General features: G+C 72.3%; 12 protein-coding genes. 4 read left to right on the plus strand and 8 right to left on the minus strand.

Annotation, left to right across the window (positions count from 1 at the left end):
* Positions 1-6 precede the first annotated feature (6 nt).
* Complete coding sequence (locus ACO229_RS20560) at positions 7-411, plus strand: STAS domain-containing protein (protein ID WP_423462626.1); 405 nt, start codon at positions 7-9, stop codon at positions 409-411.
* Between the two features lie 66 nt (positions 412-477).
* On the opposite strand, the gene ACO229_RS20565 is transcribed toward ACO229_RS20560, so the two are convergent.
* On the minus strand, positions 478-2,691 hold the full coding sequence (locus tag ACO229_RS20565) for a SpoIIE family protein phosphatase (RefSeq protein ID WP_423462627.1): 2,214 nt from the start codon (positions 2,689-2,691) through the stop codon (positions 478-480).
* 408 nt (positions 2,692-3,099) lie between these two features.
* Here ACO229_RS20565 and ACO229_RS20570 point away from each other — a divergent pair, with 408 nt between their 5' ends.
* Positions 3,100-3,579, plus strand: a complete 480-nt coding sequence (locus ACO229_RS20570) for an STAS domain-containing protein (RefSeq protein WP_397416468.1) — start codon at positions 3,100-3,102, stop codon at positions 3,577-3,579.
* A gap of 129 nt (positions 3,580-3,708) precedes the next feature.
* Here ACO229_RS20570 and fbaA read toward each other — a convergent pair whose 3' ends face one another.
* From fbaA to ACO229_RS20590, 4 genes are all read right to left on the minus strand, one after another.
* On the minus strand, positions 3,709-4,728 hold the full coding sequence (fbaA, locus tag ACO229_RS20575; RefSeq protein ID WP_397416466.1) for a class II fructose-bisphosphate aldolase: 1,020 nt from the start codon (positions 4,726-4,728) through the stop codon (positions 3,709-3,711).
* Between the two features lie 158 nt (positions 4,729-4,886).
* Positions 4,887-6,122: an MFS transporter gene (locus ACO229_RS20580; protein ID WP_423462628.1), complete on the minus strand. Its 1,236-nt coding sequence runs from the start codon at positions 6,120-6,122 to the stop codon at positions 4,887-4,889.
* 94 nt (positions 6,123-6,216) lie between these two features.
* Positions 6,217-6,867, minus strand: coding sequence for a TrmH family RNA methyltransferase (locus ACO229_RS20585; protein WP_397429430.1), 651 nt, complete (start codon positions 6,865-6,867; stop codon positions 6,217-6,219).
* Positions 6,860-7,846 carry a DUF368 domain-containing protein gene (locus tag ACO229_RS20590; protein ID WP_397429429.1) on the minus strand — a complete coding sequence of 329 codons (987 nt, stop codon included), beginning with the start codon at positions 7,844-7,846 and terminating at the stop codon, positions 6,860-6,862. Before ACO229_RS20590 ends, ACO229_RS20585 begins: the two co-directional genes overlap by 8 nt.
* Before the next feature lie 32 nt (positions 7,847-7,878).
* Between ACO229_RS20590 and ACO229_RS20595 the strand changes: the two genes are divergently transcribed.
* Positions 7,879-8,652 (plus strand): HAD-IIA family hydrolase, encoded by a 774-nt coding sequence (locus tag ACO229_RS20595; RefSeq protein WP_397416458.1) that lies wholly within the window; start codon positions 7,879-7,881, stop codon positions 8,650-8,652.
* A 43-nt stretch (positions 8,653-8,695) separates the two neighbouring features.
* On the opposite strand, the gene ACO229_RS20600 is transcribed toward ACO229_RS20595, so the two are convergent.
* Both ACO229_RS20600 and pyrE read right to left on the minus strand, forming a co-directional pair.
* Positions 8,696-9,424 (minus strand): hypothetical protein, encoded by a 729-nt coding sequence (locus tag ACO229_RS20600; RefSeq protein WP_397416455.1) that lies wholly within the window; start codon positions 9,422-9,424, stop codon positions 8,696-8,698.
* Positions 9,425-9,504: 80 nt separating this feature from the next.
* Complete coding sequence (pyrE, locus tag ACO229_RS20605) at positions 9,505-10,080, minus strand: orotate phosphoribosyltransferase (protein ID WP_423462629.1); 576 nt, start codon at positions 10,078-10,080, stop codon at positions 9,505-9,507.
* Positions 10,081-10,165: 85 nt separating this feature from the next.
* On the opposite strand from pyrE, the gene ACO229_RS20610 reads away from it, so the two are divergent.
* On the plus strand, positions 10,166-11,164 hold the full coding sequence (locus tag ACO229_RS20610) for a magnesium and cobalt transport protein CorA (RefSeq protein WP_423462630.1): 999 nt from the start codon (positions 10,166-10,168) through the stop codon (positions 11,162-11,164).
* A gap of 19 nt (positions 11,165-11,183) precedes the next feature.
* On the opposite strand, the gene ACO229_RS20615 is transcribed toward ACO229_RS20610, so the two are convergent.
* Positions 11,184-11,969: an SDR family NAD(P)-dependent oxidoreductase gene (locus ACO229_RS20615; RefSeq protein ID WP_423462631.1), complete on the minus strand. Its 786-nt coding sequence runs from the start codon at positions 11,967-11,969 to the stop codon at positions 11,184-11,186.
* Positions 11,970-11,972 lie beyond the last annotated feature (3 nt).

Consider the following 11,972-nt stretch of genomic DNA (forward strand, 5'->3'; position numbering starts at 1 on the left):
CGACACATGATCGAGATCGCGACGTCTCCCACGACGACGACGCTCGTGATCGCCGGCGACCTCGACCTCGCCGAACGAGACCAGTTCCCGGAGATCGCGGCGCGCGTGGTCGGTCTGCGCCGGCAGCTGCTCGTCATCGACATGTGCCGGGTCACCTTCATGGACTCCACCGGAGCGGCGTTCCTCATCTCCCTGGCCGACGCCGGCCGCAAGCGCGGCGGCGCCACCGTCATCCGCGGCGCCGACGAGCGCGACCTGTTCGTGCTCGAGGTGTGCGGCGCGATGGAGCTCTTCCGCGTCGACGACGAGCACGCGTGCGAGCCCTCGGCCCCCGACTCGGGGTTCGCGGTCATGTCCTCGCGCGAGGACGACGGGTCACCGTTGTCCCATCGCGACGCGTCCACCGCGTAAAACGTTATCCACCTCACACTGCCGGACGCCCGGGCCACTCGGTGACCCAGGCGCCCCGCGGCGCGGCTACTTCGGCGGGGTGGGCTGGCGGCGCAGCTTCGCCCAGACCAGCTTTCCGCTGCCGGACGGGCGCCAGCCCCACTCGGCCAGCCGGTCGACGATCTGCATGCCGAAGCCGCCCAGCCGGTTGGGGTGCCCGTCGGTGGCCACCGGGGGTGCCGGGTTGTTGTCCTCGACCTCGATGCGCAGGCCGTCACCCGTGTCGTACAGGCGCAGCGCGATGTGCCCCCAGCCGTGCAGCACACCGTTCGCCACCAGCTCCGAGACCACCAGCTCGGCCTGCGCCGACTCCTCGATGCCCCACGCCTGGCAGGTGCGCAGCACGGCGTGCCGGGCGCGGCCGATCGACGACGGCTCGCTCGGCAGCATCCAGCGCCGCCAGCGCGGCGACAGCGCGGTCTCCCCGGCGTCGCCCGTCGGGTCGGGGATGCGGACGACGACGATCGCGACGTCGTCCTCGGGTGCGTCCGCGAGGCGGGAGAGCAGCTCCTCGCCCACGCCCGCGGCGTCACGCGCCGTGATCGCCGACGCCGTCTCCAGCAGCGCCTCCAGGCCCAGCCGCAGCGACCGGTCGCGCCGTTCGATGAGGCCGTCCGTGTAGAACAGGAGCGTGTCGCCGGCCTGGAGCCGGACCTCGCCCGTGCTCCGCTCGCGCGAGCCGAAGCCGACGAGCGCGCCGCCACCCTCGTCCATCTTGATCACCTTGCCGCCGCGCAGCAGCAGCGGCGGCAGGTGGCCGGCACGCGAGTAGCCGACCGTCCAGGTGTCCGGCGCCTCCTCGCGCTTGAGGGAGGCGTACACCATGCTCGCCGAGCGGGGGATGCCCATGCCGGCCACGAGCTGGTCCACGCGTTCGAGCACGCGGCTCGGGGTGGACAGCTCGAACGCGTACGAGCGCACCACGGACCGGAGCTGACCCATGGTGGCGGCCGCCTCGACGTCGTGCCCCACGACGTCGCCGATCACGATGCCGACCAGCTCCGGCGAGATCTGCAGCACGTCGTACCAGTCGCCGCCGACCTGGGCGTGCTCGGCGTTGGGCGCGTAGTAGGTCCACACGTCCAGGCCCGCGACGTCCGCCTGCTCGGGGAGCATGGCGCGCTGCAGGGTCTCGGCGAGGCGGTGCTCACGCGCGTACATGCGCGCGTTGTCGATGGCGCTGCCCGCGCGGCGGGCCACGACCTCCACGACGGTGCGCAGCGTGTCGGGCTCCTCGGCCTCCACGTACTCGCCGGACTCGTCCTCGTCCGGGACGATCACCACGAGGCCCAGCACGTCCCGCCGCCCGGCGACGGGGTGCACCACCACGGAGTCGGGCGCCTTGCCCAGCTCGTCCGCCAGGCGCAGCGTGAGGTCGCGCTGCAGCCAGCCGGACGCCGAGTGCGGTGCGTGCGGGATGTCGAGGTGCAGCGCGACGGGACCGTCGAGCACGCCGTCGAGCACGTCCTGCACCGAGTCCACGACCTCGAGGATCGGCATCGGGCCCGTCGTGACGGAGTCGCCGAGGGCGTCCGTCTGCGGACGACGCCGCAGGGACTTGTCCGCGATGTTGTCGCCCTCGATGTACCGGGCGTGACGGCGGCCGCGGCCGCTCGGCGGTGCCGCGACGTCGATGCCGGCGGCGTGCTTGAGCCCGTCGTCGTTCACGTAGAAGCCGGCCCAGCGCACCATCGACTGGAGCAGCTCCGCGATGTCGCGCAGGGCGTACGGGTACTCCAGGTCCGTGAGGATCTCGGTGGTCTGCGCGATGAGGTCGAGGTCCTCGCGCTGCTGGCGCTCGACCTCCAGGCTCGCGAGCTGCGCCGCGTGGCGTTCCATGTGGTCGGACACGTCCACGCTGAAGCCGACCCAGTGGGTGATGCGGTCGCTGTGCCCGGCACGGGCCGGGGTGAGCGTGAGCTGGGCCCAGCCGTGGGTGCCGCCACGGACGTGCGACCGCACGGTGGCGTGCACCTCCTGGCCCGCGTTGACGAGCTCCGTCATGCGCTCCAGGTCCTGCGGCTCCACCAGCATCTCGCCGAGGCGGCGCACCGTGAAGCCCGCGAAGTCGCTGAACCGGACGCCCGCGTAGCGCTCGAAGGCGCTGTTGGCCCACAGCATCGGCATGCCGTCCTCGGTGGGCCCCGTGAGGAAGACCGGGATCCCGACGTTCACGGCGGCACGCAGCACCACGTCACCGATCGACGGGGGAAGGGTGCGCGGGATACCGGTGCCCGCCATGCCCCGGCGCGGTTCGGACCCGGGTGCCCGGTACGGCTCGGCGGACCGGGCACGGTGCGCGCCGGCGGGCGGGTCGGCCGGCCTGTCGTCGGGTGATGCGTTCTCGGTGGTCGGTGCGGTGGCCCGACCGAAATGGAATCCGTTCCCGTCCGGCGTGTCGTTCGTGGCGTTCGTCCCGTCCTGGGCGCGGCCGAGGCCGAATACCGAGAGTCCGGGATGCCGGGGCTGCGGAGAGGACGGTGTCAGACCGGATGAATCGGTCAAAATGCCCTCCCATCCATGTCTATTGCGCGAGGTGCTGTTCCAGCAGGACATTCAACCGTAGATTGGGACGGTCCGAGATCTGAAGCACAACCTCTATCATCGGACCGACACAGCGCCACCACCATTGCTCCCGGAAGGAGAACCGTGCAGGACGGAACATACGACCCCCCGCGCGGTCCGCAGGGCGGGAGCCCCCAGGACCCCGGACAGCAGAGCCCCGAGATCGGGGACCCCGCGAGCATCCACGTCATCGTGGGCAAGTCCCGGGCCCGGATCGTGCTCTCCGGCGAGATCGACGCCGACATCGGCGGCGACCTGCACGAGGCGACGGCGGCCGCCGAGGAGTCGCGTCTGCCCGTGGAGATCGACGCGCACCACGTGACCTTCATGGACTCGTCCGGCGTCGCGTTCCTCGCGCGCCTGGCCAGCCGCAGCCCGCACCGGGTCCGCGTGCTGCGCGCACCGCCCACGGTGCGCTTCCTGCTGGAGGTCACCCGGATCGGCGACCTGCTGGACATCGTGGACGAGGACCCGGGCTTCGAGCTGGACGACGACGGCCCGGCAGGCCCGCCGTCGGGCAGCACGGCCGCCCCCGCCGGGGTGAGCGGCCCGCCCGCCTCCTGACGAGCCCCACGGCGGACCGCCGCCGCGACCGGCCCGCACGCACGACGGCCCGCGACACGAACCGTGTCGCGGGCCGTCCCGTACCCGGGCCGGGGTCGTCCCGCGTGCGCGGCGACCCCGGCCGAGGGGTCAGAGCTTCTGACCGGCCGAGCGGAGCTGCTGGCAGGCCTCGACGATGCGGGCGGCCATGCCGGCCTCCGCCGACTTGCCCCAGGCGCGCGGGTCGTACGCCTTCTTGTTGCCCACCTCGCCGTCGATCTTCAGCACGCCGTCGTAGTTCTTGAACATGTGCTCGACCACGGGACGCGTGAACGCGTACTGCGTGTCGGTGTCGATGTTCATCTTGATGACGCCGTTGTCGACGGCCGCGGAGATCTCCTCCGCCGTCGAGCCCGAACCACCGTGGAAGACCAGGTCGAACGGCATGTCCTTGCCGATCTCCGAGCCCACGGCCTTCTGGATGTCCAGCAGGATCTCCGGGCGCAGCTTCACGGCACCCGGCTTGTACACGCCGTGCACGTTGCCGAAGGTGAGCGCCGTCAGGTAGCGGCCCTTCTCGCCCGCGCCGAGGGCGCGGACCGTGGCCAGGCCGTCCTCGGCCGTGGTGTACAGCTTGTCGTTGATCTCGGCGGTGTGGCCGTCCTCCTCGCCACCGACCACGCCGATCTCGATCTCGAGGATCGTGCGCGCGGCCTGCGACAGCTCGAGGAGCTCCGCGGCGATCACCAGGTTCTCGTCCAGCGGCACGGTGGAGCCGTCGAACATGTGCGACTGGAACGTCGGCAGGCCGCCGTTCTTGACCTGCTCGGCCTCGATCGCGAGCAGCGGCTTGACCCAGGAGTCGAGCTTGTCGGCAGTGCAGTGGTCCGTGTGGATGGCGATGTTGACGCCGTAGCCCTTGGCCACCTCGGTGGCGTACGCCGCGAGCGCGAGGGAGCCCGAGACCCGGTCCTTCACCGTCGAGCCGGACGCGTACTCGCCGCCGCCCACGGAAACCTGGATGATGCCGTCCGACTCCGCCTCGGCAAAGCCCTGAAGTGCGGCAGTGATGGTCTGCGACGAGGTGATGTTGACGGCGGGGTAGGCGAACTTGCCGGCCTTCGCGCGGTCGATCATCTCGGCGTAGATCTCAGGGGTTGCGATGGGCATCTGGGAAACTCCAAACGAATGGTGAGGTGGGCGGTCGCGAGAGTGTCCAGGGCCGCCCGGGGATGCACCATCGATCTTGCCATGATCCACCAGGCGTTGTGTGCGCCCGCTCGACAGTCGAACGGCCGCAACGCTGTGCTTTTCGTCTTTTCCGCTGCTCAGCCGACGGCCAGGCCCTCCGGGTTGCGGCTGCGGACGGGGGTGAAGAACGCGACGCCCACGACCCCGAGGTACACGACGGCGACGGCGAGCAGCGGTCGCGCGGCACCGAACCGGTCCGCCGCCGCGGTGAGGGCGGCCGCACCGAGCGGCGCGAGGCTGTAGTGGATGGTCCAGAACGCGGCGGTCACGCGCCCGAGGAGCGCGTCGGGCGTGACCATCTGGCGCAGCGACATCGAGGACACCGCGGCGAGCATCAGCCCGAACCAGAAGCCGAGCACGGCCGCACCGATCACGAGCACGTGCTGCCCCAGGGCCAGGACGCCCGCGGCCGCGCCGCACAGGGTCATGGCGCCCAGCCAGAGCGCGCCGAACCCCAGCCGGCGCCGCAACCAGGCGGACAGGGCCGCCGCCACGCAGGTGCCGACGCCCGCGGCGGCCATCACGTACCCCACCACGGTCTCGCCCTGGCCCAGGCCGTGCCGCACCTGGTAGATGATCACGTCGGTCATCCCGTAGGTGACGAAGGTGGTGATGGTCAGGAAGACGGTCAGCACCCGGAGCACGGGGTGCCGCCACAGGAACCGGGCGCCGGTGACGAAGCCGGTCCGCAGGTCCTGGCCCAGGCCCGCGCGGTCGACCGTGCCCGCGGGCGCGGTCCGCGACAGCCGCACGGCGAGCAGCCCGAGCGCCGAGATGCCGAAGGTCGCCGCGTCGACGGCGATGGCCGCGGTGACGCCGGCCGCGGCCGCCACGAGCCCGGCCAGGGCGGGCCCGCCGATGCTGGCGAGCGACGCCGTGGCCTGGAGCTTTCCGTTGGCCTCGGCCACCCGTTCCCGGCCCACGAGGGTGGGCACGGCCGTGATGTAGGTGATCTGGAAGAGCTGCCCGAACACCGACGCCACGCCCGCGACCACGAACAGCAGCCACACCTGGGGGTCGATCGCCCAGCACACGGGCACGGCGGCGAACAGGAGCAGGCGTGCCACGTCGCACGCGATCAGGAGCCGGCGGCGGTCGAACCGGTCGACGATCGCCCCGCCCACGAGCCCCATCGAGAGCGAGCCTGCCGCCATGACGCTCGTCAGCAGCCCCATCTGCAGGAGCGACCCGGTGGCCTCCAGCATCAGCAGCGGGAAGGCGACCACGGAGAACGAGTCCCCGAGCACCGAGAACGTCTGGGTACCCCAGAAGACGAGGAAGTTCCGGTCACGCACGAGGGGTCGCTGATTCACCCGACGATCCTGTCCGAGCGGCGGGGCGAGGGGCAACGGCTTACCGCCGTCGGTCACCGGCTCGGGGGCACGCCGTGAGGGCGCGCCGCGCCCGTCACGCGTGCTGCTCGACCCAGGTGTGCATGGCGATCGCGGCCGCCGCGCCCGCGTTGATCGACCGCGTCGAGCCGTACTGCGTGATGTGCAGGACGACGTCGCACGCCGCCTGGGCCTCGTCCGTCAGGCCGGTGGACTCCTGGCCGAACAGCAGCACGCAGTGGCGCGGCAGCGCGTACCCCTCGATGGGCACGGAGCCGGGCACGTTGTCGATGCCGACCACCGGCAGGCGTCCGCCGCCGGGTCCCGCCGTCGCGGCCCATCCGGCGAGAGCCTCCGCGTCCGGGTGGTGCGTCACGTGCAGGTACCGGTCGGTGACCATGGCACCCCGGCGGTTCCAGCGGCGTCGGCCCACCACGTGCACGCCCGCGGTGTTGAAGGCGTTGGCGGTGCGGACCACGGAGCCGATGTTGAGGTCGTGCGCCCAGTTCTCGATCGCCACGTGGAAGGGGTGCCGGCGGGTGTCGAGGTCCGCGACGATGGCCTCGACCGACCAGTACCGGTACTCGTCGGTCACGTTGCGGCGGTCGCCCGCGGCGAGCAGCTCGGGGTCGTAGCGGGGGTCGTCGGGCGAGGGACCCACCCACGGCCCGACGCCGACCGGGGGCTCGGCCGGTTCAGGCCGCGCGGCGACGGGATCGTCAGCCACGGTCCACCGCGGCGCCCGGCGCCGCAGGCGTCCGGCGCGCCTCCCACCAGATCGCGACCAGCACGACGGCTGCACCCGCGACGGCGAGCAGCACCGGCAGGGCGATGCCGCCCGACGGCGCGAGCAGTGCGCCGGCGTCGTCCTGCCACGGCCACAGGGACCGGAGCGAGCCGACCATGAGGCCCGCGAGCAGCGCCATGGTGCCCTGCCGGCGCTCCTCCAGGAGCCAGTGCAGCAGCTTGACGAACGACCCGAGGCCGATCGCCGCGCCCAGCAGGAACACGCCCACGAACGCGAGGTCGCGGTCGTGCAGCGCCTGCTGCACCGGCACGTACAGACCCATGGCGAGCAGCACGAAGGACCCCGACACACCGGGCAGCACCAGCGCGTTGATCGCCACCGCGGCACCGACGAACACCAGCCACAGGGGCGGGTCGTCGATCTCGGACGCGGGCAGACCGGTGAGGAAGAAGGCGGCCACCGCGCCGGCGAGCAGCAGCACCACGTCGAGCGCCCCGAACCGGCGCGGCATCATCCGCACGGGCACGCTGACCGAGACCGCGATCATGCCGAAGAACAGCGCCCGCATCGGCACCGGGTTCGACTCGAGCAGGGGGGCGATCGTGCTCAGGGAGACGAGCAGGACCACCGCCATGCCGGCGAGCACCGGGACGAGGAACGGCCAGTCGATCTGGCGCAGAGCCGCTCCGGCCGGCCGCAGGCCGCGCCGTCCGGCCACGCCCTGGACCAGCTCCCGACCCGCGTGCACGAGCTGGCTGGCGGCGCCCAGCAGCGCGTCGTACAGGCCGACCACGAGGGCGATGGTGCCGCCGCTGATGCCGGGGACCGACTCGGCCGCACCGACCAGCCCGCCCCGCACCGCGTTCCCAGGCGCCGCCGACCAGGGTGTCGTGGTGGGCGGTGAGGCATGACGCCGGACCGGGACAGGACGGACCGCTTCTCGGTACTGGTTGGTCACGGGCCGAAGCCTAGGACACTAGGCTGAGCCGCATGGAGCGCACCACCGAGGCCTGGCTCACGGACATGGACGGCGTGCTGGTGCACGAGGGCACGGCCCTGCCCGGCGGTCCCGAGTTCATCAAGGCGCTACGGGACAAGGACCTGCCGTTCCTCGTCCTGACGAACAACTCGATCTTCACGCCGCGCGACCTGCGCGCCCGGCTCGCGTACAGCGGGATCGACGTGCCGGAGGAGAACATCTGGACGTCGGCCCTGGCCACCGCGCAGTTCGTCGCGGACCAGATCCCCGGCGGCAGCGCGTACGCGATCGGCGAGGCGGGCCTGACGACCGCGCTGCACCAGGCGGGCTTCACGCTCACCGAGTCGGACCCCGACTACGTGGTGCTCGGGGAGACCCGCACGTACTCGTTCGAGGCCATCACCAAGGCGATCCGCCTGATCACGGGCGGCGCCCGGTTCATCTGCACCAACCCGGACGTGACCGGGCCGTCGCAGGAGGGGCTCCTGCCCGCCGCGGGCTCGGTGGCCGCGATGATCACGGCGGCGACCGGCCGGCAGCCCTACTACGTGGGCAAGCCCAACCCGGTGCTGTTCCGCTCGGCGCTCAACCTGATCGGCGCGCACTCGGAGTCGACGGCCATGGTGGGCGACCGTATGGACACCGACATCCTGGGCGGCATGGAGGCCGGCCTGGAGACGTTCCTGGTGCTCACGGGGTCGACGGCGGCCGACGAGGTCGACAAGTACCCGTTCCGCCCGAGCCACGTGCTGAACTCGATCGCGGACGTCGTCGACCGGGTCTGATCCGGACCGGGTCTGGCCTGTGTCGGCGGCCCGCCCGGAGCCGTCAGGTCAGGCCCGGGATGCCGAACCCGTCGATCGTGCCGCCGGACTCGAAGCGGGGCCCGCCCTTCTCCATGGGCAGCACGATGCGCGCCACGTCGGCGACCCGCTTGGCCCGCTCGGTCAGCGTGGTCACGTCCGTGCGACCCGGACGCCACAGCAGCACCGACGGCCCCTCGATCCGCAGCCGGGAGCCGTGGAAGTCGGGCAGCATCACGATGTTCGCGAGCCGGGCGTCCAGGGCGCGGCGCGCGAAGAACTCGTCCGAGGTGCGCACGAGCCACTGGCCGTCGAAGGCAGGGTTGTCGATCTGGACGTCCTGCGCGCCGAAGAGCTTCTGCCACTTCTCGCGGAGGCCCTCCGGCGACAGGTCGACCACGGGCTCGCCCGGGAGCGCGTCGAGCGCCACGACGTGGGCGGTCCGGCGCAGCCCCGGGCGGCGCGTGTCGCCGTCGGGCGAGCCGGTGCGCCACGTGTAGGTGAACGAGACCATGTCGAACCCGTCGACGTTGCCCCGGAGCACGTCGCGCGCCGTGCGGTCCAGGCCCACGCCGAACGGCCGGCCGCTCCAGCGCTGGGCGAGCGTCGGGTCCGTGCCCACGTACTCCCACCCGTTCGCCTCGGCCCACCGCTGCACGTCCTGCGAGCGCCCGCGCCCCATGAACCGCGCCGCGGTGACCGTGAAGGTCACGACGCCGACGACGAGCAGGACTAATGCGACAAATGGCCCCATGAACTTAAAGATACAGTAGGGCTAGGCAAAAGTCTCCACGGGGGAGTGATATGGAGACGGCCAGTTTTACGGTAACGGGCTCAGGCGAGGCCGAGGTCCTCGAGGCCGTACAGGTAGTGGTACGGCACCCCGAGCGCCTCGATCTTCTCGCCCGCGCCGGTGGCCCGGTCCACGATCGTCGCGACGCCCAGCACCTCGGCGCCGGCGGCCCGTGCGGCCTCGATCGCCGCGATCGGCGAGCCGCCCGTCGTCGTCGTGTCCTCCACGACGACCACCTTGCGGCCGGCGATGTCCGGGCCCTCGATCTGGCGCTGCATGCCGTGCGCCTTGGCCGCCTTGCGGACCACGAACGCGTCCAGGTCCTGCCCGCGCGAGGCCGCGGCGTGCAGCAGCGCGTCCGCGATCGGGTCCGCGCCCAGGGTCAGGCCGCCGACGGCGTCGATCTCGGCCGTGCCCAGCCCGACCTCCTCCAGGTGGTCCAGGAGCACGTGCCCCACGAGCGGGGCGGCCCGGTGGTGCAGCGTGATGCGGCGCAGGTCGACGTAGTAGTCGGCCTGCTTGCCGGAGGACAGGGTCACCTTGCCGTGCACCACGGCGAGCTCCTTGATGAGCTCGGCGAGCTGCTCGCGCGGGGTCGGGGAGAAGTCAGCGTTCACGGTGCAAGGGTACGTCGCGGCGCGACGCCGCCGACCGGCCGCCGTCCGCCACCCGGCCGCCCCCGGCATCTGCGAAGGTGTGGCTGTGACCATCATGGACAACGCGGTGTACGTGGACGGCCGGCGCACGGCGAACCCGGCGAGCATCGAGGAGACCTACGAGATCACGCGGGCACGGGGCGGCATCGCGTGGGTCGACCTGGCGTGGCCGACGGCCGAGGAGATCCAGCAGGTCGCCGCCGAGTTCGCCCTGCACCACCTCGCCGTCGAGGACGCCATCGCCGTGCACCAGCGGCCCAAGATCGAGCGGTTCGACGACGCCCTGTTCATGGTGCTGCACCCCGCGCTCGACCCGGACGGTTCCGGTGACGGCCGGATCGGCCGGGTGGAGTTCGGCACGGTGCACGCCTGGGTGGGCCCGGACTTCGTGGTGACGATCCGCCGGTCCGCCGTGCCGGACCTGGCGACGATGCGCGAGCGGCTGGAGAGCCGGCCGAACCTGCTGCGCCACGGGCCCCGGGCGATCCTCGCGACGCTGCTGGAGCAGGTGGTCGACACCTACCGGCCCGTCGTCACGCGGCTGCGCACCGACATCGACCAGGTCGAGGACCGGCTGTTCTCCCGCGACCCGGAGGTCTCGCGGGGGATCTACGAGGCGACCCGCGAGGTGATCGGCCTGCAGCGGGCCACCCTGCCCCTGGTGGACGTGCTGCGCGCGCTGCGCGACGACGCACCGCCCGCGGAGCGCGGACCCGGGTACGTGGAGCTCGAACGCCACCTGCGCAGCGTGCTGGACCACGCCGTCAAGTACGCGGAGACCGCCGACACCTACCGGTCGCTGCTGGCCAACGTGCTGGGCGCGCACTCGACCCTCGTCACGCAGGAGCAGAACGAGCAGATGAAGCAGATCTCCGCGTGGGCGGCGATCCTCTTCGCGCCGTCCCTGGTCGGCACCGTCTACGGCATGAACTTCAGGCACATGCCCGAGCTGCACTGGACGTTCGGGTACCCGCTCGCGCTGCTCGTGATGGTGGTGCTCGGCGCCATCCTGTACCGCGTCTTCAAGCGGGTCGGCTGGCTCTGACGTCGGCCGGCCCGGCCGGTCAGCGGTACTTGCCCAGCGCCCGGACCGCCCAGCGGGGCGCGGCACGCAGCGCCGCGGAGGCCACCTTGTAGCGCACCGACGGCGTCGACAGGACGACGCCGCGGCGCACGTCCGCCAGGGCCTGCCGGACCACGTCCTCGACGTCGAGCCAGCCCCAGGACGGGACGGCCGACGACGCGGCGTCGGCGATACCCGCGCGCGCGTGGAACTCGGTGTGCATGAACCCGGGGGACAGCAGCGTGGCCGTCACGCCGGTGCCCTTGAGCTCCACCGCGAGGGAGTCGGTGAAGGTCCGCACGTACGCCTTGGCCGCCGCGTACGTGCCGCCGGCGGTGAGGGCCGCGACCGAGCCGACGTTGAGGATCGCGCCCCGGTCGCGTTCGAGCATCTGCCCGACGGCGGCGTGGGTCAGCTCCATCACCGCCGTCACCATGACGGCGATCCCGCGCCGTTCGGTCGTGACGCGGCCCGTCACGAAGTTCCCGCTCGTCGTGAAGCCCGCGTTGTTCACGAGCAGCCCGACGGGACGCAGGTCCCCCTCCCCCGGGCGGCCGCCGACGACGGCGAGCCGCTGCGCGACCCGCGCGACGCCGTCGGCCGTCGAGAGGTCCGCCGGGAGCACCTCGATCGCCACCCCGTAGGCGGAGCTGAGCTCCTCGGCGACCCGGTGGAGTCGTTCCTCGCTCCGCGCGACCAGCACCAGGTCGTGCTGGTCCGCCGCGAGCTGGCGGGCGAACTCGAGGCCCAGGCCGGCGGACGCGCCGGTGATCAGTGCGGTGCTCATACG

Source organism: Promicromonospora sp. MS192, assembly GCF_049532985.1.
Taxonomy (GTDB): domain Bacteria; phylum Actinomycetota; class Actinomycetes; order Actinomycetales; family Cellulomonadaceae; genus Promicromonospora.

Coding starts and splice junctions, on each gene's coding strand:
- ACO229_RS20615 (WP_423462631.1), bottom strand. CDS start 11,969: ATGAGCACCGCACTGATCACCGGCGCGTCCGCCGGCCTGGGCCTCGAG.
- ACO229_RS20600 (WP_397416455.1), bottom strand. CDS start 9,424: ATGGGGCCATTTGTCGCATTAGTCCTGCTCGTCGTCGGCGTCGTGACC.
- ACO229_RS20595 (WP_397416458.1), top strand. CDS start 7,879: ATGGAGCGCACCACCGAGGCCTGGCTCACGGACATGGACGGCGTGCTG.
- ACO229_RS20565 (WP_423462627.1), bottom strand. CDS start 2,691: ATGGCGGGCACCGGTATCCCGCGCACCCTTCCCCCGTCGATCGGTGAC.
- fbaA (WP_397416466.1), bottom strand. CDS start 4,728: ATGCCCATCGCAACCCCTGAGATCTACGCCGAGATGATCGACCGCGCG.
- ACO229_RS20560 (WP_423462626.1), top strand. CDS start 7: ATGATCGAGATCGCGACGTCTCCCACGACGACGACGCTCGTGATCGCC.